Here is a 21,173-nt window from a genome sequence, read left to right on the forward strand (position 1 = left end):
AGGATCAGGTCAGGACATCGAGGCGATGAGGCTGGCGGGCCGCAGGTCCGTCCAGTGCTCCTCCACGTACGCCAGGCAGGCGTCGCGGCCGTCGGGGCCGAAGGTCTCGGTCCAGCCCTCGGGCACGGGGATGCGCTGCGGCCACAGCGAGTGCTGGTTCTCCTCGTTGACCAGCACCAGGTACTCGCCGTCGGCGTCCTCGAACGGGTTGGTGGTCATGACTCGTCTCCTCAGCGGGTTCGGGCGTCGTGCAGGTGCGCGACGCGGTGCAGTGCGGCGAGCAGGCCCGCCGAGTCCGGCGCCGGGCCGGAGCGGTCCACCGAGGACCGCGGGATCGGCATGGCGCCGACGGACGACCACCGCAGTCGGCCGGTGTCGTCGATGTGGCTGCGGGCGTGGCCCGCGTTGTCGGGGTGCAGGCAGTACGGCACGTCGAGCAGGCCGCGCCGGAACGCGGCGAGCAGCGCCGTGCCGGGATCACCCGGCAGTTCCAGCACCGCTTCGACGAGCGCCGTCGCCTCGGCCAGCACCCCGGTGTCCACGAAGGACTCCTCGGGCGCCGCCTGCGCGGCGGCCTCGGCGGCGCTCTCCAGCGCGGCGACGTTCTCGTCGACGGTGGGGATGCGGTGCGCCTCGGCCACGGTTTTGACGATCAGCCGCTCGGCACCTGCCCGGACGGCCAGCCGGGCGGCGTTGTCGTTCAGCAGCCGAGCGCCGGCGGGCGTTCGCGGGAAAACGCCCATGTAGGCGTAGACCACGACGTGCCAGTCCACATCGGACAGGAACCGGCCGGCGAGCACGCGCAGCGCGCGGATCGCCTCGGCGTCCTGGTCCGCGTTGGTCTGCTGGGCGTAGCTCAGCGAGACGCTCTCGACACCGTGGAAGCGGAAGAACACCGCTTCCAGGACGCTGAGGGCGACCAGCAGGCTCGGCGGGCACAGCTGGCCCATCATGCACCCGCCGAACGTCTCCAAGTGGCCGGAGAAGTTCTCGCACGCCTCGGACCAGTGCTCGACCGAGTCGCGCAGCGGTTTCCGGCTGTAGGGCAGGCAGTACGAGACCGGACCGCCCTCGGTCGCGTCCAGTCCCGCCGCCGCCAGCGCGCCGAAGATGGCGCGCGGGTCGGCGGATCCGTGCCGCACCTGCACGGGGAACCCGGTGAGCCCGTCGAGCACCGCCTGCGTGGTCTCCGGGTGGTGCGAGACGATCGGGTAGCCGTTGAGCCGCGCGCCGTCGTGCAACGCGGCCAGCGCCGCCCGGTGGTCGCCGACCCTCGTGTAGCTGTCGACGGTGAGGGTGCCGACCGTGCTGGCGTCGGCATCGCGCACCGCCAGCAGCCCGGCCCGCATCTCCAGCGGGGACGCCATGCCCATGCGGGGCTGCACCACCAGCCTGCCCGCGGCCGCGGCCCGCGCGACCGCGTCCGCGAACCCGGTCATGACGCCGTGCCCGCCGTGCGGCACAACGCGTGCGCGGTGATGAACTCCCGGAACCGCGCGATGGCCGTGTCGTCGTCGAAGACCTCGGCGAAACCCGCTGCCCGCAGGGCATCCGCCTGCGCGGGCTCCGGGCCTCCGGTGCCGAGCTTGCCGCCGATGACGACCGGGACGGCCGCGAGGCCGGGCCTGCCGCGCAGCTCGGCGAGTGCGCGCGGCCCGTCCTGGTAGCCGTGGCCGTTGACCGTGCTGAGGACGACGAGGTCGGGCTGTTCGGCCTCGCACTCGTCGGCGAGCAGCACGGGCGGGACGCACGCGCCGAGGTTGATCACGCGGTGGCCCGCCTCCTCCAGCAGCAGCTGGAGGTAGACGAGGTTCCAGGTGTGCGAGTCCGAGGCGGTTCCGGACAGCAGGACCAGGTTGTTCATGTCAGGTCAGGCTTTCTCGATGACGGGGTGCGGGGTCGGCGGCACCGGACCGGCCGGGGAACCAGACGTCCTCGCCGCTCAGCGCGGCGGGCGTGTACTTGCCCAGGGCGCTGGTGAGCAGCTGGACCTCGAAGGCGAGGCACTCGACGAGCCTGCGCAGACCGTGCTCGGGATCGGTGTCCACGGCGGTGAGCGCGGCACGGCCGAGCCCGACGGCGGTGGCACCGAGCGCGAGCGCCTTGACAGCGCGCCCGCCCTCCCACATCCGGCCGGTGGCCAGCAGGCAGCCCGACGGCGTGCCGATCCGCCGCAGGCACTCGGCCAGCGGCAGTCCGACGTGGTCGAGGAACGCGCGGGGCGCCCACCCGGTGCCGCCTTCGGCGCCGTCCACGGTCACCGCGTCCGCGCCGGCCTCCCACGCGCACGCCGCGGCCTGGGCGACGTCCCGGCCGGGGTGCAGCTTCACCCAGATCCGGGCGCGCGGGAAGTTGTTGCGCATGAACCGGATCTGCTGGCGCAGGATCTCGTCGGTGAAGGTGCCCGGACTGCCCGAGCGCAGCACCCCGGGACCGGACCACAGGTCGTCGATGGCGAACTGGTCGGACACCCTCGCGGCCGTGTCGCGGTCAAGCACCGTGAGGCCGCCGAGGCCGGGCTTCGCGCCCTGGCCGACCTTGAGCTCGAAGCCGAGCCTTCCGCTGGCGAGCAGCGGTTCCGCGGCGGGATCGCTGTAGACGAGGTTCCACACCTCGGCGTCCGCGTCCTCGGTGCTCTGCTGCACCACGACCCCGCCGAGCGACGGACCGGCCTCGTCGAGGTAGGCGCGGACCCTGGCGAGCATTCCGGTCGTGGCGGCCGGCTCACGCCGGTAGCCGGTGACGGGCACGACGTTCTCGCCGATCACCATCGGGATGCCCAGCGCGCCCGCCTGCCTGCTGGCCGCGACCGACACCTCGGAGCTGCCGATCCGCGTGGAACCGAACGCGGACAGGAACACCGGCAGCGCCGAGGTGAAACCGCCGACCGCGGTCGTCAGGTCCACATCGGACTGCAGCGGCTCGCGGCCGAGGTCGATCAGCTTCTCCAGCCGCAGCGGCATGAACACCGGCGGCACCAGCCTGGCCGCGTCGAGCTCGTCCGCCGCGACCTGGGCACCGGAGGAGTTCTGGCCGAACACCTCGTGGCCGTAGGACTCGACGGGCGGGAACGCCTCCGCCGCACCGGTGCGGGCACGGGCCCGCACCTGCTCCTCGGGGAATCCGCCCGCCCTCACGGCGCCATCTCCCCTGGCACCTTCGGGTACGCGTTGACCTGCCACACCGCGTCCAGCCCGGTGAGGAACCGGTTGAGCCGCTCCAGTCCCATGCCGAACCCGGCGCTGCGCGGCACGCCCTGGCGCATGACGTCGAGGTACCAGCGGTACTTCGCCGGGTTCTCGCCGGTCTCCCGCATCCGCGTGACGATCGTGGCGTAGTCGGACTCGCGTTCGCTGCCGCTGACGAGCTCGCCGTAGCCCTCGGGGGCGAGCAGGTCGAAGTTGCGCAGCCGGCCCGGTTCGGTGGTGCTCTCCCGGTCGTAGAAGCCGCGCGAGCCCTTCGGGTAGTCGGTGACGAAGAACGGGCGGTCCTTCTGCCGGGACAGCAGTTCCTCGCCGGTCCAGGCGATCTCGGCGTCGGGGCTCTGCGGGTGGCCGAGCAGGTGCAGCTCGTCGACCGCCTCGCGGTGGCTGAGCACGCCGAACTGTCCGGCCAGCAGCCAGGCGAACGCCAGCGGGTCGCGCCCGAGGAGCTCGAACTGCTCGGGCACGGCGGTCAGCGCGTGCCGCACCACGTACGTCAGCAGCCGTTCCGCCACGCCCATCGCGTCGGCGCGGGTGCCGTTCGCGATCTCCACGTCGATCTGGTGGAACTCCGCGAGGTGGCGCTGGGTGTTGCACGTCTCGACCGGTTCGGCGCGGACGTTCGGCGCGATGTAGAACAGCTTGTCGAACGTCAGCAGCGACGCCTGCTTGTAGAGGATGCCGCTGCTCATGACCTTGTACTTGTGGCCGTAGTAGTCGACGTCGACCTGCTTGGAACCGCGTGCCCCGGGGTCGGTCACCGGGCCGATGACCGGCGGCAGCAACTCGACGAAACCCTCACCGCGCAGGAAGGCCCTGGCGGCGCCGAGCACCTCCTGCTGGATCAGCATCGCGGCCCTGGTGGTGTCCGAGTTCAGGTGCTCGGCCAGTGGCGGCGGACGCCGGTCGGCGGCAGGCTCGACCACGACACTCGTTGCGTGCTCCATGTTTTTCTTCCCACCCTTGGTTCTTCGTGATCGGGACTGTCAGAGGCCGGACGCGGGGACGATCACGCGCCGCCAGCCACCGGGGTCGGGCAGGACGCCGCGCTGCGTGTCGACCAGCGCCTGGCGCAGCTCGCGGGTCACCGGTCCGGCGGTGCCGTCGCCGATCACCCAGTCGCCGTCGCGGTCGCGCACGGTGCCGACCGGCGTCACCACGGCCGCCGTGCCGCAGGCGAAGACCTCCGTGATCAGGCCCGCCGCGCACTCCTCGCGCCACTGGTCCACCGAGATCCGCTCCTCGCGGACGGTGTGACCGATCCGGTCCGCCAGCACGAGCAGCGACTCGCGGGTGACGCCGGGCAGCAGCGTGCCGGTCAGCCCCGGCGTGACCACCTCGGTGCCGGAACCGGTGCGGCGCACGAAGAACAGGTTCATCCCGCCCATCTCCTCGACCCACCGGTGCTCGGCGGCGTCGAGCCACACGACCTGCTGGCACCCCGCCTGGCGGGCGAGGTTCTGCGCGACGAACGACGGGCCGTAGTTCGCGGCGCACTTGACGTCGCCGGTGCCGCCCAGGACGGCGCGGCTGTGCTCGCGGCTGATCAGCACCGAGACCGGTTCGAGGGCCTTGTCCCCGAAGAAGCCGCCGGCGACGAACGCCATCAGCAGGAACCGGTACTCGTCGGACGGGCGCAGCATCAGGTTCGGGTCCGTCGCGAACATCAGCGGCCGCAGGTAGAGGCTGATCGACGGGTCGTCGGGCAGGCCGGCGCCGTCCAGCAGCACCAGGTCGTCGATCGCGGACAGGAAGTCCTCCACCGGCAGCTCCGGCATCGCCAGCCGGCGGGCGGAGCTCTGGAACCGCAGCGCGTTGCGGTCGGGGCGGAACACCGACACCGAGCCGTCGGGGCCGCGGTGCGCCTTGAGTCCCTCGAAGATCACCTGGGCGTAGTGCAGGCCGATCGTCGCCGGGTGCAGCGGCAGCGGCTCCAGCGGGCCGACGCGGCGGTCGTGCCAGCCGTCGACGGCGTTCCAGGAGAGGCTGACCATGTGGTCGGTGAAAGCGTCGCCGTGGCCAGGGTTGCTGGTGGCGGGCGAGCTGAGCTGCGTGGTCATCAGGAGTTCCTTTCGTCCGGGATCCGCAGGTCCCGCACGTGTGGGCGGGAGAAGGCGTAGAGCAGCAGCGCGATGAAGCCGCCGGCGAACAGCAGTGCGGCGGTACCGAGGCCGAGCAGTTGGGCGAGGAGGCCGAAACCGACCATGGTGAGAGGGGTCAGCGCGTCGTCGGTGAGCGTGAGCACCGAGCCGACACGGCCGATGTACTCCTCGTCGACGGTCGCCTGGAAGGCGCCGGACAGCATCGGTGAGGCCAGTCCCGCGACGACGCCGACCACGGCCATCCCGGCGAGCGTCGCCGCGTAGCCCGCGTTGCCGACGAGACCGAGTGACGCGGCTTGGCCGAACAGCAGCAGCACCGCGGCGCGCAGCGGTCGTTCCGGGCGCCACTTCAGGGCGATGAGGGTGCCGATCGCCGCACCGCCGCCCATCGCGGCGGTCAGCCAGCCCAGGCCGACGCCGCCCCAGCCGCGGCCCACGGCGTGCAGTGCGAGCCCGACCGCGACCACCGGGCTGACGAAGACGTTGAGGCCGGACAACGTGATCACGAGGTCGCGGACCTTCGGCGTCAGCCTCAGGTGGTCGAGCCCGTCGCGGATGTCGGCGCGGATCGTGCTGCCGGTGGACCGCGCCAGCGGCCACCGCGGCCGGACCGCGACGAGCACCACGAAGACCACCGCGAACGAGATGAGGTCGAGCAGCATCGCGCCGCCCAGTCCCCACGCCACGAGCACGAGTCCGCCCAGCGGTGCGCCGAGCACGCCGGCCAGCCGGTCGAGCAGCTGGCGCAAGGCGGACAACCGGACCAGTTCGGTCCTGCGCACCAGCTGCCGGGGGAACGCGCCGGCCGCGGGTCCGTAGAACGCGTCGGCCACACCGAAGAGCAGTCCGACGACCATGAGCAGGCCCGCGGACACCCCGGTCGCGGCGAGCACGGTCAGTGCCACCGCGAGGACGGCGATCCGGGCCACGTCCGCGCCGATCATCATGCGGCGGGCGTCGAAGCGGTCGGTGAGCGCGCCGCCGACGATCGTCAGCAGGGCGCGCGGGATGGTGGCACAGGCCAGGACCAGGCCGGCCAGCCCGGCGTTGCCGAGCTGTGCGGCGGTGAACGCGAGGGCGACGTACCAGATCTCGTCGCCGACCGCCGAGACGCCGGTGGCGAACGCCCAGCCCAACGCCCGGCGGTCACGCCACAGGGTGCGCGGGGCCTCGGCCGTCACGCCGGGGTCGTCCACCTGGGGCACCGCGGTCACCGGAGGATCCCGGCGGGGACTGTCGGTCGATGATCGCTGGCGGACATCATTCCTCCGAGACGGTTTTTCCTGGGCTGCCTTGGCTGGACAGACACCAATCTCGGATATCCCGCTATCTCGGCGGCATCTCAGAGCAATCCACTCGGATAATTCGCGCTCAGACTCGTTGCCCGACACAGCCAGAACGGCTCTGAGCTGCGGATATGCCGTCCACTATCACACGCTGGACAAAACTGCCGGTCGTGATAGCGCCGGGATTGCCGTCGAGATAGGGACGGGATTATCGCCGCCAATAGCGTTGGGGACATCAGCCGGAAATAACCGCTGAAACACCACGCAGAACACCCAGGAGAATCTCATGGAGCACGCCGCGTTCGCCCGGATCGCCACCGCCGTCGCCGGTGCCGCCCTCGTGTTCGGCCTGGGCGCCGCGATCGTCGGCACGGACGCCCAGGCCGGCCCCGCGCAGGTCGCGGCGGAGAGCAACCCGTGGAACTCGGTGCAGGACGACAGCAACCCGTGGAACGGTGCGCCGGCCGACAGCAACCCCTGGAACGGCACGCCCGCCAGCAACCCGTGGAACTGACGGTTCGTCGCCGGCTGCTCTGGGACTACCGCCCCGCAGCCAGAACGGTGAGCGCCTCCTCGGCCGCCACCCGCTCCCGCTCCATCCCGCGGTCGCCGAAGATCCGCACCGCGTGCAGCACGAGCTCCGACGCCCGGTTCGAGTCGCCGAGGCGTGCGAGCACCGGTGCCAGGTCCACCCGGATCGCCGCCGCGCCGACGTGGTCCATGATCCGTTCCCGCGCCACCAGCGCCTGCTCGAAGTACGCCTTCGCGTCGCGGTCCTGACCGAGCCTCGCGTTCACCTCGCCGAGGTTGCGCAGCAGATGCCCTTCCCCGATCACGTCACGGCTCTCGCGCACCATGCCGAGCACCCGCGTGAACGTGACGAGCGCGTCCTGGTGCCTGCCCGCCCGCACCTGCACCTGACCGATCCGCCGCAGCGCGTGCGGGATCCCGTTGCGGTAGCCCGCCCCCTCGAAGATCATGATCGCTTCGAGCAGCTGTGCCGTGGCCTCGTCGGTCCGGCCGCGCCGGCACAGGACGTCCGTCTGGTGGGTCAGGACGATGCCCCTGCCGACGAGGTCCTTCGCCCGGTCGAGGTCGCGCATGGCGTCCGCGTAGAGGACGAGCGCCTCGTCGTCGTCACCCGCCCAGCGCGCGAGCAGGCCGAGGTCGCGGCGGCAGAGCGCGAGGCCGCGCGGGTCGTCCAGCTCCTGGAACGTCGTCAGTGCCGTCGTCAGCGCCTCGTGTGCGCGGGTGGGCTGGCCGCGGTTGATGTACAGCGTGCCCAGTGAGCTCAGCACCGCCGCCGTCCCGCGGGCGTTCCCGGCGGCGCGGGTGGCCTGCAGCGCCTTCTCGTGCGTCTTCTCCCAGTCGTCCAGGTAGCCGTGCGACTCGAACAGCGTCGCGGCGGTGACGGCGAGGTCCCAGCAGGCCTCGTCGAACCCGGCGTCGGCGGCCTGGCTGATCGCCGCGCACAGGTTGGCCTGCTCGCCGTCCAGCCACTCCAGCGGATCGGCGCTCACCTGCTGCACGTAGGTCGACGGCGGCAGCCACCGCAGCGCGGTGCCGTGCAGCACCGCGTAGTCGCCGCCGTAGATGGAGCGGTGGGCCTGCTCCGCCAGCGCCAGCCAGCCGCCGAGGAGACGTTCCACCGCGCGCCGCCGCATGTCCGGCGGCACCTCGGCGTTCAGCTTCTCGAGGGCGAACAGCCGCACGATGTCCTGGTAGCGGTAGCGGAACTCGCCGGTGCGCTCGACCGTGGTGACGTCGAGCATCTGCACGTCCACCAACGGTTCCAGCAGATCCGACGGGTACCGGGAGTCGTCGTCGAGCACCGCGCCCGCGACCCAGCCGGGCAGCTCCGGGCCCTCGCCGAGGCCGAGCAGGCCGAACAGGGTCCGCGAACGGCGGTCCATTCCGTTGTGGGTCAGGGAAAGGCTCGCCCGGATGGTCATCTCGCCGTGCGCCAGCTCGTCGAGCCGGTGCCGTTCGCTGGCCAGCCGGTGCACCATCGACGCGAGCGACCAGTGCGGCCGTGCCGCCAGCCGGGCCGCGATGATCCGCAACGCCAGCGGCAACCCGCCGACGGTCCGCACGAGCGCCGCCGCGGCCTCGGGTTCCCGCGCGACCCGTTCGCCACCGATGACCCGGCCCAGCAGGTCGAGCGACTGCGCCGCGTCGAACACCTCGACCTCGACCTGACGCGCACCCGGCACGCCGGTGAGCCGCGACCGGCTGGTCACCAGCACGGCACACGTGTTGCTGCCGGGCAGCAGCGGGATCACCTGGCTCTCGGCGGACGCGTCGTCCAGCACCACGAGCGTGCGCCGCTCGGCCATCAACGTCCGGTACATCTCGACGCGCTCGTCCAGGCCCATCGGGATGACCGTGCCCGGGATGCCGAGTGCCAGCAGGAACCTTCCCAGCACGTCGGCCGCGGCGGTCGGCTCCTCACGGGTGCCGCGCAGGTCGCAGTACAGCTGCCCGTCGGGGAACCGGTCGGCGACGCGGTGGCCGATGTGGGCGGCGACCGTCGTCTTGCCGCTGCCCGGTCTGCCGATGACCACCACCACGCCGACGGCTCTTCGGTCACCGCCGACGAGCACGGCCTCGGCGGTGCGGATCAGGGCCTCGTTGCCGACGAAGTCGGCGGTGTCGGCGGGCAGCTGGCGCGGGCGTTCGAAGCTCGGCGCGGGAGGCGGAACGGGCGGGCCCGGCTCGATCCGGCCGCCGGCGGTGTCCCCCGCGAGGATGGCGGACTCCAGCAGCCGCAACCGTTCTCCCGGTTCCAGGCCCAGTTCCTCGACCAGCAGGTGCCGGCCCGTCCGGAACGCCTCCAGCGCCTCGCCGGGCCTTCCCGCGCGGTGCAGCGCGAGCATCAGCACGGCGCGCATCCGTTCGCGCATCGGGTGTTCGTGGACGAGGCGGGTGACCTCACCGACGATCTGGTGGTGGCGGCCGAGTTCGAGCTCCAGTTCGAGGTAGTCCTCCGTCGCCGTCAGCAGGTCCTCGTCCAGCCGCAGTGCGCGGGCGCGCAACGCCGGGTTCGGCAGCCCGCTCAGGCAGGGGCCGCGCCACAGCGCCACGGCCGACCGCAGCAGGCTCACCGCCTCGGCCGCGCGGCCTTCCTTCACGAGCACCCTGGCCTCGGCGAGCTTGCCGGCGAAGACGTGCGAGTCGAGCGTGTTGCCGCCCAGCAGCAGCTGGTAGCCGGGCATCCGCGTGACGATGGGCAGGTCGACACCCGCGTCGGCCAGCTTCTTGCGCAGCCGTGACACGCAGATCTGGACCTGGGTGCGCGCGGTGTCCGGGGGGAGCTGGTTCCACAGCGTGTCCACGATCTGGTCCGTGCTGACGACCTGGTTGGCCTCCATCAGCAGCAGCGCGAGCACGACCTGCTGGCGGCCGGGCGTCACCCACACCGGCCCCGCGGGCCCCTCGATCTCGATCGGCCCGAGGATCCGCAACACCGAATCCCCAGACCTGCGCAGCACCGCACTCACGTCCGCCGCCCCTCCCTGTGTTCCCCCAGCGACCGACTTCTTCAATGTATGCAACACGGGATGTACTTGTATATCCGGCGGATGCTCGATCATCTCGTCTTCCGGGACGATTCCCGCCGCGGTGAGCGCCGGGAAAGCGCCGTGATAGGCCTGGGTTATCGGCAGATGAAACTCTGGGCATTGCATTCTGAACGGCCGGAAGGAGTTCGCCATGACGGGAGACGGCCGACGCACGCCCCCCAGCGCGGCGACCCTGGCCGCGGGCGTCGACCACGTCCGCTTGTCCTACCTGTACCAGGACGAGGGCGACTTGGACGCCTACGCGTCGCTGCTGCACGAGGACGTGCAGGTGCGGACACCGGGCACGCCCTCGTGCCACGGGCGAGCCGCCGCGTTGCGCCTCGCCCGCACCACCAGAGGCACGCACGAACTGTTCAAGGTGATCGGCGACGGGTATTGCGTGGTGGCGGTCGGCCATTACTCCCCACCGGGCACCGCGCCCGCTCACGAACCACGCGAATTCGATTTCGCCGACTTCTTCACGCTCTCCGACGACTCGCTGCTGCTGAGCCGGCGCCGGTTCTACTACCTGCCACCGCGCTGAGGGCGGCCGCTACCGTGCATCCGTGATCGCGCCTCCGGCACGCCCGCTGGTCTTCCTCGACGTCGACGGCACCCTCCTGCCCCACGGCGGAGCACAACTGCTGTCCAGCCTCGGCCAGTGGGCCGAGTGGCAGCTCCCGTCCAATCCCCACCTGGCCGCGATCATCCCGGAGCACGGCCCGCGACTGCTGGCCCTGGACTGCGACCTGATGTGGGCCACCGCCTGGATGCACGACGCCAACGCGGTGATCGCCCCGATCCTCGGCCTGCCACGACTACCGGTGGCAGACCTGCCGGACGCACCGCTGGAGAACGAGGCGGGCGTGCCGCACTGGAAGACGCGCGCGTTGGTCGGGATCGCGGACGGCCGCCCGTTCGCGTGGGTCGACGACGAGATCAGCGACCTCGACCGCGTCCGGGTGGCGGAACAGCACCGCGGAGAAGCCCTCCTTCTCCGCGTCGACTCGGCGACCGGCATCACCGACGCCGACTTCGCCACGCTCGAAGCGTGGCTGCGCTTGAATCCTCAATGGACTGGTTGAGACCACTTCTGGCCTGGAAGTGGACATGTTTTCGCTGCTGTAAGGGTGATCTCGTTCGGCAAGCGGCCTATTCCGCGCGGTAGGCCTGGATCAGGACCACGGCGACCCTGACCATGTTCTGCCATGGCGGATGACCCTCACTCCCTGCTCGCGGCCAGGCAGAAATCGCTCCGGACTCGGCTCGACGCCTTCATCGCAACAGCTCCGGAAGACCCGCAGTGGTCCAAGATCTCCGACGAGCTGCACAACGCCGTGGAGGCACTTCTCAAGGTGCGGCGCGACATCGATGCGAACAGGCTCCTGCTTCCCCACCGCGTTCTCGGCGCGGCTGCGGCCGTAGCCGCGGTCGTGGTGCTCGTCCTGTGGTTCAGCGCGTGGAACGTGGTGCCCGCTCTGATGGCTCTTGCCGTCGGCGTCGCGCTCCTGATCAACCCCGTCGTGCGCGGAGACGGAGAACCCGGTGCCCGCACGTGGGCGGGGATCGCCGCTGTGCTCGGCGCCCTGGCCACGCCGCTGCTGAGCGGCTGGTCGGCGTTGGTCGTGCTGGGTGGAATCGGCTGGTGGATCTGGAGGTGCCTGAAGTGATGAACGACCCGATCCACAACCTGACGGAGACGGCCGACAAGCACCACCGGCGCCTCGGCTCGCTCGAGACAGCTCTGAACGACAGGTCGGAGACCGTCGAGAAGATCCGCAAACGGCTGCGAGCCCTGGAGGACAAGGTCGGCCAGCACTCGGTCCAATCGGTGCTGGACAAGGTCAAGAAGGTCGAGACGAACCTCGGCAAGGCGGAGACGCGGCTCACCAGGCAGTCCGCGGAGATCGCCAACGTTCGCCTGGACGTCAACGCCCTGAACCGCAAGGTGCGCGTGAGCGGAGGGCTGCCCCGAGCGGACTTCCACACCTGGGAGCCGGACATCACTCCCGAGATGGTCCAGTTGATCCACGCGGGACTGGCTGCCGCACCCGTGTCCGAAGCGAAGGTCCAGCAGCTGCGGGCGATCCTGGAACAGGCTCAGGAGGAGGTCGTGCGCTGGGACAGGTCACGGGAAGCCGCGATCTCGGCCGTCAGGGCTCTGTCCGAACTCTCCTCGACCGCAGAACGGGCGTGGCGGAAGGAGAAGCAGACGTGGCTCGCGTTCCGCGCCGGCGGCCCACGTCCGGTCGGCAAAGAGGTCAGCGCACGCCGCCAGTACGACGAAGCCGTGCGCGCCCGGCGATCCGAGACGATGGCCCTGGACCAGTCGACGAAGGCGGACGAGGCCGCCTGCGCGACGATCCGCGAGCGCATCGAGGACGCGGTCGCCCAGGACCTCGTCCTCCCCTGGTGGTTCGACATCGCGCTCGGCCTGTTCTCGCCGGGGAAGCCCGGTCAGGTCAAACCGTGGCTCGACGCGGCCACGCGACTCGTTCGCTACCGCCTGCTCGCCGGCGTCCGGGACCAGCTGGAGCCCTACGGCGACCGGCCGCACGACGAGGCCCTCGCCGCCGAGTACGACCGGGTGGTCAAGGGCTGCTCGGACGTCCGGCGGTAGGCCCTGCGGAAATCCGGCGCGACCGCGCTGCGCCGTCTGCGATACTCCCCGCTGTGAACAGGGGGAACGGCCATCCGGGAGTGCATTTCCTGCTCTCGCTGATCGACCAGGGCGACGCGGCCGCGGTGCGGCGGCGGCTCGGCATCGGCGAGCAGGAAGTGCTCGCCGTCGAGCACGCGGTGCAGTGGCTGGATCGGTTGCGGCGGCCGCGCTCGGTGTTGCTGTGGATCCTCGAGGAGGACGATCCCGCGACGAACCGGGTGCTGTTCCAGCACCTCGACACCCCCGACACGATCAAGCGCGACATCCTGCGCGGTGTGCCGTTCGGGGGCACTGGCGGACGTCTGCACGTGCTCGCGCACGGCCAGGCTCCCGAGATCCCGGTCGGGCCGCGCGGAGTGGTCGGCGGCCTGCGCGAGGCTCGGACGATGGACACGGCCCGGATCGCGGCGCGCGTGGTCGGCGCCGACGACTGGACCGACGTCGCCGAGGCGGACCGGGCGGAGCCGCTGCCGGGTTACGCGCGGTGGGCGTTGACCGAGCGGATCGACTGTCCGCCCGCGGTGCGCGCACAGTTCGGGTCGCACGCCAAGTTCACCCACCGCCTGCAGCGGGCGGGCATCGTCGAGCCGGCCGAGTACGTCGAAGTGACCAGGCCTCCGCAGGAGGTGCTCGCGGTGCTGGGGCTCGGGGTGCTGTTGTTCCCGCGCCGGGCTCGGGAAGCGGGCGCGGCGCTGGCGCCGTTGGTGCACGCGGAAGTCGGCGTCGATCCTGACGCGTGGGCGGTGCTGGCGCAGTTGCTGCCGACGTTCGCGGGGACGGTGCCGGAACTGGTGAGGACCAGCGGGGCCGTGGCTCGCGTCCGAGGGTGACGGGCGGCTGGATTCGAACCAGCGTGTCCCAGCTTTGCAGGCTGGTGCGCCTGCCTCTGCGCTACGACCCGTCGGCACGAATCCTACTGGTGGGGAAATGGGCTACCGCAAACGGACGCCGGTCGTCGACCTGACGGACCGGCGGGCACTGGTGGACTGGCGGCCTGCCGCGGACGAGGTGATCGCCGAGGCCGAGCGGCTCAAGGAGGCCGCGCTGCTCGACTTCGGGCTCACCGAGTCCGCGGTCGCCTCGTGGCTGTTCTCCAAGTGCCACCACCAGATCGCGACGACGGCGATCGGGACCGCGGCCGTCGTCGCGTCCGGCGACGGCACCTGCCTGCTGCTGTTCAACCCCGTCTTCTTCGTCGGCATCGGGCTCGACGGCGTCAAGTTCGTGCTGTTCCACGAGGCCCGGCACCTGGTGCACCGGCACCTGTTCGTCGAGCAGGAGCTGCGCGAGGACCCGGTGTTCACGCTCGCCGCCGAGGTGGTGATCAACCACGTCGCGCAGGTGCGGCTGGGCCGGACGCTGCCGGTGCTGGACGGGAAACCGGTGGGCATCGACCCGGCGGAGATCCACGCGAGGTACGTCGAGGACCTGACCGGACAAGGGCTCGTTCCGCTGGCGTACCGCGACTTCATCGTCATGGACACGACCGTCTACTCCGAACTCAAGCGGATGAGGAACCCGCCCGTGCCCGCGCCGTTGTGCGTCCACGTGACCCACGAGGTCCAGCTGGACCAGGCGACGGTCGACGCGGTCGCGTCGTCGGCGCTGCTGAACTCGCTGCTGGCGGCGCGCCGGGGTCACGGCAACGCCGAGTCGGAGCTGCTCGACCTCCTGAACCGCACCGAGGACGTGGCGGCCGAGGCGTGGGGCCGCCTCGGCGCGGGCGTGCTGCGGGGCACGACCGCGCGAACCGGCCAGGTCGACTGGTGGCAGCGCTGGCTCGTGGACGTGCTCGCCTCGAAGCTCCGCGAGGGCGAGCGGCTGGTGTACCCGAAGAAGCGCGGCGCGGTGCTGACCGTGCTCGGGCACGACCCGATGCTGTCGCGCCGGGGACCGGTGCGGGAGAAGGTGCTGGTCATCGCCTACGACACGTCCGGTTCGATGCCGCAGAGCGTCGTGACGTGGATGACCGAGCTGGTCGGCGGCATCGAAGGTGTGCAGGCGCACTGGCTGGCCTTCGACGGCGTGGTGATGCCGTTCCGCCTGGGTGAGTCCGTGAGCGGTGGTGGCGGCACGAGCTTCCAGGTCGTCGTCGACCACGTGGAGGGGCGCTCCACAGTGGACGGTGAGTACTTCGAGGAGCGCCCCGACGCGGTGATCGTGCTCACCGACGGCTACGCGCCGCACGTCACACCCGCCGAGCCGGACAAGTGGATCTGGCTGATCACCGAGGGCGGCGACGACTGGCCCGACCACCACACACCACCGATGGCCTGCCACCGCGTGCGGCCCGTGACCGGAAGAAGCCGATGACCACCGCGAGGACCACCACTGTGCCGAAGCTGGCCGCGTTCATCGACGCGATGATCGACATCGGGCAGACCGGGCAGATCTTCGGCTCGCACGGCATCGGCAAGACCGCGACGTTCTTCTCGCACATCGCCGAGGCGTATCCGGACACCGAGCTGGTGTTCGTGCCGGCGGCGAACCTCACCCCGGACGACCTGCTGGTCAACGCGCCGGTGCGCGAGGACGGCGAGCTCGTGCTGCGGCAGCTCGTGATGAGCCAGCTGCGGCCCGGCAAGAAGTTCGTGCTGCTCATCGACGACTCGCTGCAGGCGGGCGAGACGATCCAGTCGCAGCTCATGCAGGTCGCGTGCAACTGGACGCTGGGCGAGTACGACCTGCGCGAACTGGGCTGCATCGGTGTGTTCCTGACCGACAACGAGTCGCTGGCCGAGACGTCGGCGCGCCGCAGCGACCTCGCGATCCTCGACCGCATGGTGACCGTGCGGATGACCGCGAACGACACGGCGTGGCGCACCACTCTCGCCTCGCGGTACCGCGAGTGGGACCTCGGCCCGTTCTTCAGCGTGTGGAACTCGCTCAGCCACGAGCTGCGGGAGTCGTTGTCGCCACGCACGATGGAGCACGTCCTGGCGAACGCCCGCGAGGGTTTCCCGTTGCGCTGGGCACTTCCGCTGGTCAACGGTGAGCGGCTGCGGCTGGAGGACAAGCACGGCAACCGCACCTCCGAGATCCTGGACAGGCTCGCGAACGCACTCGGTGTGCGCAATCCCGCCACGATCCCGGATCCAGTGCGCCAGGTCCTCAAAGCCGCGCTGCGCAACCGCTGGAGCGTGCTGCTGCAGGGACCTCCCGGCTGCGGCAAGACCGAGCTGGTGCGCGAGACGATCCGCGCGGAGCTGGGCCGGGACCCGCTGTACTTCTCGCTGCCGGTGACCAACGTGGAGGACCTCTGCGCACCGCTGCCGACGTCCGACGGCACGCTGGAGAACCTGATGGCGCGGCCGTTCACCGGCCGCGAGCCGAAGGCGATCGTGTGGGACGAGTACAACCGCCCCAAGGACAAGTCCGCGTTCGCCCGGCTGATGGAGATCACGCAGGAGTGGTCGCTGGCCGGGCAGCGGATCGAGAACCTGCGCGCCCAGGTGGCGATCCAGAACCCGCCGTACCACCTGGGCCGCAAGCTCCTGGTGGCACGCAACAACATCGCGCAGGCGACCCGCTTCACCGCGTCGCTCGTGGTCGACCCGTCCGACATCCCGGCGAACGAGTGGCTGATCCGCAGGTACGGCGGGGTGGCCGAGACGGTGCTGGAGTGGTGGAAGCACGACATCGACGACGAGGGCCGCGAGTGGATCACCAAGCGCACCGTCGAGCGGCTCGTCAAGCTGCACGAACGCGGCCTGCCGCTGGAACTGGCCACGATCTACCTCGGTGACGGCGAGTACGCACCCGTGCCGCTGACCGCGCTGATCGACCGGCTGGCGGGCCGTCAGGTCACCGGCCTCGGTGAACTGGCGCGGCAGGTGCACCTGTGGGAGGAGCGGCTGCGCGCCGAGTCGGCGTCGGCCGAGGGCGGCAACCACGGTGACGTCGTGCACCAGGTGCTGGCCAACGCGGAGCTGCCCCAGTTGCGCCGGCACCGCAAGGTGATCACGCGGCTGGTCGCGCTGCTGCCACCGAAGCTGCGGGCCACCTATCTCATGGGAGCTGCGGAGGACCGGCAGCGGTTCTGGATCGAGGTCTTCGCCCAGATGCCGCGTTAGGGCCTGTATCGAGGTCTGGTTCGATGAGAGTCGCGCTTGAGGTGGTTTCTGGTGGCGCCTCGGGCCCGGCTGTCGCGGATCAGACCTCGGTACAGGCCCTAGTCGGTCGGCTGGCGGTGCACGCTGCGCACCGCCGCCACGTCCGCGGGCACCGGCGGCCGTCCGGGAATCCCGGCGCTCAGCGCGTCGAGCCTGCGCACGATGCTGCCCGCGATTCCCTTGCCCAGCACGAAACGGGTGGGCGTGACGGCGCGCTGGGCACCGTCGAGCAGCCGGTGGGCGGCCTGGCTGCCTAGGCCGGTGTTGCTCAGCACCAGGTGCCGCAACCGATGCGGCCGCTCCGCCAGCGCGTCCGCGATGGCTGTCGTGGCGTGTGCGTCCAGCCGGTTGTCCTCGGCGCCCAGCACCCTGGCGGCCTTGACCCGGCCGAGGTCGCACACCTCGACACCGGCGACCGCCGCCGCGGCCACCAGACGCGCCGCTGCCTGTGGGCCGATTGCGTTGCTGGCCAACGACAGCCGCCGCAGCCTGCCGGTGACGAGCGCGTCGGCGATGGTGTGCGCACCGTCGTCTCCCAGCCCCGCCGCGGACACGTACAGCTCGCTCACCGCGTCGGCGGCGAGCAGCGCCGCCAGGTGGGTCGCCCCTGCCGGGCCCAGCGGATTTCCGCCGAGGTAAAGACGTTCCACCGGCCTGTTCTCGCCGGCCGCGGTGATCACGGCTTCCACCAGCCGCCGCACGGCCGCGGCGTCGAGGCCGGTCTGGACGAGGTCGAGCGTGCGCAACGACCGCGCGGACTCGACGAGCCCGGCCGCCGCGTCACCGTCGCCGATCGGGTTGCGCTTGAGCCAGATGCCGGTCACCCGGCTCGCCTGGGGCGACATCCGCAGGTTGTCCGCGATGCGGCACGCGCCACCGGCGGTGATCCCGTTGCAGCCCAGGTAGAGCGTCTCGACCTCGCGCTGCACCGCCTCCCCCGCCACGTCGGCCGCGCCGTCGCCGAGGCCGTCGGTGCCCAGCAGCAGGTGCTTGACCACGCCGGGCCGCAGCGCCTGTGCGACCAGTGCCGCACCACCCGGCCCGAGGTCCTGCTTGCAGAGGTCGAGCCTGCCGTCGGGAAGCGCGGTGCCGGTCGGGAAGTCCAGCCGCTCCCCCGCCGTCGTCCCGGTGCGCAGCCAGGCCAGCAGCGGTTCCAGCGAGCTCACCACGCCGCCTCCCGGTAGTCCTTGAGGAACACGCCGGCGACCGGTTCCCCGGCCTCACCGCGCACGATCGGGTCGTACACGCGCGCCGCGCCGTCCACGACGTCCAGGGGTGTGCGGAAGCCGACCTCCGCCAGCCGTGCCTTCTTCGGCGCCGGGTTCTCGTCGGTGATCCAGCCGGTGTCGACGGAGCACATGTAGACGCCCTGCTCGGCGAGTTCGGGCCCGCTGGTGCGGGTCAGCATGTTGAGCGCGGCCTTGGCCATGTTCGTGTGCGGATGGCCGGAAGTCTTGTTCCGCACGGCGAACCGTCCCTCCACAGCGGTCACGTTGACGACGTACCGGCGCGGGTGCGGCGAGGCGAGCAGCAACGGCAGCAGCCGGTCGCACAACAACGTCGGCGCGAGCGCGTTGACCAGCTGCGTCTCCAGCACCTCGGCCGCGTCGAGCTCGCCGACCCTGGCCGACCACGAGTTGACCGGCGCGGTGTCCGGCAGCAGCCCGGCCTCGTCGATCTCCGCGAGAGCCAGCGCACCGCTGTTCTGCCCCAACGCCAGCATCGGGCTGAACCCCGGCGCCAGCAGGGCGTTCTGCGGTTGCGCGCCGCTCTCGCCGGCGATCAACGCAGCGTACGACTCCGGCGGCCGGCGCACGGTCTGCGCGGCGTTGTTGACCAGCACGTCGAGCGGCCGGCCGTCCTCGCGCAGCGACTCGGTGAGCCCGAGCACCTGCCGCGGATCACGCAGGTCGATGCCGACGATCGTCAGCCGGTGCAGCCACTCCGCGCTGCCCGGAGCCTCCTCGAACCGCCGCCGGGCATCGCGCGGGAACCTGGTGGTGACCAGCAGCTCGGCGCCGTCCCGCAGCAGCATCAACGCGACCTGGAACCCGATCTTCACCCGCCCGCCGGTGAGCAGCGCCCGCCGTCCGCTCAGATCGGTGCGCGCGGTGCGGCGCTCGGTGTTCTCGCGCGCGCAGGACGGGCAGAGCCGGTGGTAGAACGCGTCTGCGCGCCGGTAAAACTCCTTGCACACGTAGCAACGCCTTGGGCGCGACAGCTCCCGTCCCCGCGCGTCCTCGACCGGCGGCAGCGGCGCGTCCTCACGGCGGTCCAGCGCCCCCGTGGCGGTCGCGGCGTCGACAGCCGCGTCGGCCCGGGAGTGTTCGACGGCGCGCACCTTCTTGCGGCTTTTGCGACCCTCACGGGCGAACGACTCGGCGACCCGTTCCGCCTTGAGCCGCACCGGATCGTCGGCCGGAAGCGCGCGCAACCGCGCGACGGCCTCGTGGAACGTCGCGAGATCGGACTCGGTGATCCTGTCTGTCATGGTGCGGCCCCGGCCGGATTCGAACCGGCGTGATCCGCCCTGACAAGGCGGCGCGTCTGCCTCTGCGCTACGGGACCAAGCCTGCCGGGGCGGCCGGATTCGAACCGGCGTGGTCTGGATGTGGAGTCCAGTGCGACTGCCTCTGCGCTACGACCCCGGCATTGGCGTCATCGTAACCAGCACGCTGTCACCGCCCGCCGGTGCCGTCCGTCGAGACTTGCATCGAATGCACAGGCCCGCGCATTTTCGTCCCACGGTCACGAGCAATGGTCGCGATCACGCCGCGGCTCGAACGGCTCAACGCGACCTCTCGTGCGCGTTGCGGTTGATCAAGTGCTCACCGTCTCGCGGCCGCGTTCCCGAGCAACTCCATCACGATGCATGTCACCGCCCACGACGGAAAAGAGCCTTCCAGTCGGCGTTCCGCGATCACGCCCTCAACGGCGGGCGAGACGATCTGTGCCACGGCCAGCCTGCGGAAGGCGTGAGCGCTCGTCCGCATCGACTTGGCCAGCGCAACGAGCTGGTCCGTGCCCAACGCCGTGGCAACCAGCGCACCCACCTCTTGTGCCGCGTCGGTGCCGTCACCCCAGTCCGGCCAGGCGAGCAGCGCCTGGAGCGCTTCCGCCGCGGTGGTGCACAGCCGGCGTCCGAGCAATGCGGACGTGCTCCAGTCGCGATAGCTCCACAACGTCGAGTCGAGTCGCTCGCCGAGCCCTGCCTTCACCTTTCCGGGGTCGGCCAGCCGAGTGTCCGAGGCCAAGCCCGCCAACGCACGGGGCAGCAACTCGGCGGGCTCCAGGAGTTCGTCGAGATCGGTGAACATCGCGGTGAACCGCCGCTCGATCAGCGTGTGCCACCGCTCACCGGCTGGTGGATGGCTGGCGGACATCGTCAGGTGGCAGTCCCGCTCGTGCAGGTCGAGCACGCAGAACAACAACCGGATGGCAATGATCCGCAGGCGCACCAGCGATTCCTGAGCCTCGCCTGCGGTGAACATGTCGTCGAACACGAGGATCGCGGCGAGCAGATCGGCGGAGATCTCCTCGGCATGGCCCCACTTACGCGGCTCAGTGCTGCCGCCGAGGTGCTCCAGGAGGATGTGCGACGCCTCGTGCGCCAGCAAGAAGACGTCCATCTCGCGGACGAGCGCGCCGGCCAGTGAGAGCTCGGTCGGCTGAAGGATCAGGCTGGGGACGACGCCCGCGCGGCCGCCGGCCGCGATCCTCGCGACCGAGAGGCGCAGTGCTCTCGCCGCGATCTCGGCGTCGAGAGGAGCGTGCGCCGGCGGAACGCCCAGCAGCGTGGTGCGTCTGCTGAGGACGAAAAGGCTCGCGGCGAGCCAGGTCAGGTTCGCCATCCCGTGGTCCACCATGATCAGGTAGGAGCCGTCCGCGAACGCCCTCGTTTCGGCACACACCTCGCCGCCACTTGTTGCGCCGATCTCAAGCTGTTCGGAGATCGCACTCAGCCGTTCCGACACGCCGTCGTCGCCAATTCGACCGCAGAGCGCGGACCACGCTTTGTGCACGTCACCGCTCATGGTCCCGAACTGGAAGAGCGCGGCCGACGCCGCGTCGAACTCGGCACGGAGCTCGGCCTGGGATCCAGCGCCGAAGTGCAGAGTCTCCGCGTGCCCGATGGATCGGGCCACCACGTCCTCGCTCGCTCGCAACGTCAGCCGTTCGAGCCAGCGCCGGGCCTCTGTCATCCGCGGAGTCTACGGCGCTGATGACAGAGGCCCGGCTGCCGCGCTC

At 71.1% G+C, this 21,173-nt stretch carries 19 protein-coding genes and 3 tRNA genes; 8 read left to right on the forward strand and 14 right to left on the reverse strand.

Features of this window, described 5'->3' with window-relative positions; all coding sequences use genetic code 11:
* Positions 1-9: 9 nt before the first annotated feature.
* The 7 genes from ORI60_RS01650 to ORI60_RS01680 are packed head-to-tail and all read right to left on the reverse strand — an operon-like array spanning position 10 to position 6,519.
* On the reverse strand, positions 10-219 hold the full coding sequence (locus tag ORI60_RS01650) for an MbtH family protein (RefSeq protein WP_266033133.1): 210 nt from the start codon (positions 217-219) through the stop codon (positions 10-12).
* An 11-nt stretch (positions 220-230) separates the two neighbouring features.
* Complete coding sequence (locus ORI60_RS01655; protein WP_266033136.1) at positions 231-1,439, reverse strand: methylaspartate mutase; 1,209 nt, start codon at positions 1,437-1,439, stop codon at positions 231-233.
* The gene (locus tag ORI60_RS01660; RefSeq protein ID WP_266033138.1) at positions 1,436-1,864 is read right to left on the reverse strand and encodes a cobalamin B12-binding domain-containing protein; all 429 of its coding nucleotides are present in this window, start codon (positions 1,862-1,864) and stop codon (positions 1,436-1,438) included. The genes ORI60_RS01655 and ORI60_RS01660 overlap by 4 nt, the downstream gene beginning before the upstream one ends.
* A 1-nt stretch (position 1,865) precedes the next feature.
* On the reverse strand, positions 1,866-3,137 hold the full coding sequence (locus ORI60_RS01665; RefSeq protein WP_266033141.1) for a glutamate synthase-related protein: 1,272 nt from the start codon (positions 3,135-3,137) through the stop codon (positions 1,866-1,868).
* On the reverse strand, positions 3,134-4,150 hold the full coding sequence (locus ORI60_RS01670) for an asparagine synthetase A (RefSeq protein ID WP_266033143.1): 1,017 nt from the start codon (positions 4,148-4,150) through the stop codon (positions 3,134-3,136). The genes ORI60_RS01665 and ORI60_RS01670 overlap by 4 nt, the downstream gene beginning before the upstream one ends.
* Before the next feature lie 39 nt (positions 4,151-4,189).
* Positions 4,190-5,263 (reverse strand): branched-chain amino acid aminotransferase, encoded by a 1,074-nt coding sequence (locus ORI60_RS01675; RefSeq protein WP_266033145.1) that lies wholly within the window; start codon positions 5,261-5,263, stop codon positions 4,190-4,192.
* A complete protein-coding gene (locus ORI60_RS01680; RefSeq protein ID WP_266033147.1) occupies positions 5,263-6,519 on the reverse strand; it encodes an MFS transporter in 1,257 nt (418 codons plus the stop codon). The genes ORI60_RS01675 and ORI60_RS01680 overlap by 1 nt, the downstream gene beginning before the upstream one ends.
* A gap of 358 nt (positions 6,520-6,877) precedes the next feature.
* On the opposite strand from ORI60_RS01680, the gene ORI60_RS01685 reads away from it, so the two are divergent.
* Positions 6,878-7,105: a hypothetical protein gene (locus tag ORI60_RS01685; RefSeq protein ID WP_266033150.1), complete on the forward strand. Its 228-nt coding sequence runs from the start codon at positions 6,878-6,880 to the stop codon at positions 7,103-7,105.
* A gap of 25 nt (positions 7,106-7,130) precedes the next feature.
* Here ORI60_RS01685 and ORI60_RS01690 read toward each other — a convergent pair whose 3' ends face one another.
* Positions 7,131-10,091: an AfsR/SARP family transcriptional regulator gene (locus tag ORI60_RS01690; RefSeq protein ID WP_266033153.1), complete on the reverse strand. Its 2,961-nt coding sequence runs from the start codon at positions 10,089-10,091 to the stop codon at positions 7,131-7,133.
* Positions 10,092-10,302: 211 nt separating this feature from the next.
* On the opposite strand from ORI60_RS01690, the gene ORI60_RS01695 reads away from it, so the two are divergent.
* The 5 genes from ORI60_RS01695 to ORI60_RS01715 all read left to right on the forward strand — a co-directional run bounded on the left by ORI60_RS01695 (position 10,303) and on the right by ORI60_RS01715 (position 13,643).
* Positions 10,303-10,695, forward strand: a complete 393-nt coding sequence (locus ORI60_RS01695; protein ID WP_266033156.1) for a nuclear transport factor 2 family protein — start codon at positions 10,303-10,305, stop codon at positions 10,693-10,695.
* 22 nt (positions 10,696-10,717) lie between these two features.
* Entirely contained in the window at positions 10,718-11,236 is a 519-nt protein-coding gene (locus ORI60_RS01700) for an HAD domain-containing protein (RefSeq protein ID WP_266033158.1), read from the forward strand.
* 123 nt (positions 11,237-11,359) lie between these two features.
* Positions 11,360-11,821: a hypothetical protein gene (locus tag ORI60_RS01705; RefSeq protein WP_266033160.1), complete on the forward strand. Its 462-nt coding sequence runs from the start codon at positions 11,360-11,362 to the stop codon at positions 11,819-11,821.
* Positions 11,821-12,771: a hypothetical protein gene (locus ORI60_RS01710; RefSeq protein ID WP_266033161.1), complete on the forward strand. Its 951-nt coding sequence runs from the start codon at positions 11,821-11,823 to the stop codon at positions 12,769-12,771. The genes ORI60_RS01705 and ORI60_RS01710 overlap by 1 nt, the downstream gene beginning before the upstream one ends.
* Positions 12,772-12,824: 53 nt before the next feature.
* Entirely contained in the window at positions 12,825-13,643 is an 819-nt protein-coding gene (locus ORI60_RS01715; protein WP_266033163.1) for a hypothetical protein, read from the forward strand.
* Here ORI60_RS01715 and ORI60_RS01720 read toward each other — a convergent pair.
* Positions 13,641-13,716: transfer RNA gene (locus tag ORI60_RS01720), tRNA-Cys, on the reverse strand. The genes ORI60_RS01715 and ORI60_RS01720 overlap by 3 nt on opposite strands.
* A 24-nt stretch (positions 13,717-13,740) precedes the next feature.
* On the opposite strand from ORI60_RS01720, the gene ORI60_RS01725 reads away from it, so the two are divergent.
* Positions 13,741-15,126, forward strand: coding sequence for a DUF2201 family putative metallopeptidase (locus ORI60_RS01725; protein ID WP_266033165.1), 1,386 nt, complete (start codon positions 13,741-13,743; stop codon positions 15,124-15,126).
* Positions 15,123-16,886: an AAA family ATPase gene (locus ORI60_RS01730; protein WP_266033169.1), complete on the forward strand. Its 1,764-nt coding sequence runs from the start codon at positions 15,123-15,125 to the stop codon at positions 16,884-16,886. Before ORI60_RS01725 ends, ORI60_RS01730 begins: the two co-directional genes overlap by 4 nt.
* Positions 16,887-16,984: 98 nt before the next feature.
* Here the strand turns inward: ORI60_RS01730 and ORI60_RS01735 are convergent, their stop codons facing one another.
* The 5 genes from ORI60_RS01735 to ORI60_RS01755 form a co-directional block, all read right to left on the reverse strand.
* Positions 16,985-18,094 (reverse strand): ribonuclease inhibitor, encoded by a 1,110-nt coding sequence (locus ORI60_RS01735; protein ID WP_266033172.1) that lies wholly within the window; start codon positions 18,092-18,094, stop codon positions 16,985-16,987.
* Entirely contained in the window at positions 18,088-19,416 is a 1,329-nt protein-coding gene (locus tag ORI60_RS01740) for an SDR family NAD(P)-dependent oxidoreductase (protein ID WP_266033175.1), read from the reverse strand. Before ORI60_RS01740 ends, ORI60_RS01735 begins: the two co-directional genes overlap by 7 nt.
* A gap of 4 nt (positions 19,417-19,420) precedes the next feature.
* Positions 19,421-19,493, reverse strand: a tRNA-Asp gene (locus ORI60_RS01745).
* A gap of 7 nt (positions 19,494-19,500) precedes the next feature.
* Positions 19,501-19,574: transfer RNA gene (locus ORI60_RS01750), tRNA-Trp, on the reverse strand.
* 179 nt (positions 19,575-19,753) lie between these two features.
* On the reverse strand, positions 19,754-21,127 hold the full coding sequence (locus ORI60_RS01755; protein ID WP_266033178.1) for a hypothetical protein: 1,374 nt from the start codon (positions 21,125-21,127) through the stop codon (positions 19,754-19,756).
* Positions 21,128-21,173 lie beyond the last annotated feature (46 nt).

The sequence above is a fragment of the Lentzea sp. NEAU-D7 genome, assembly GCF_026242055.1.
Classification (GTDB): domain Bacteria; phylum Actinomycetota; class Actinomycetes; order Mycobacteriales; family Pseudonocardiaceae; genus Lentzea.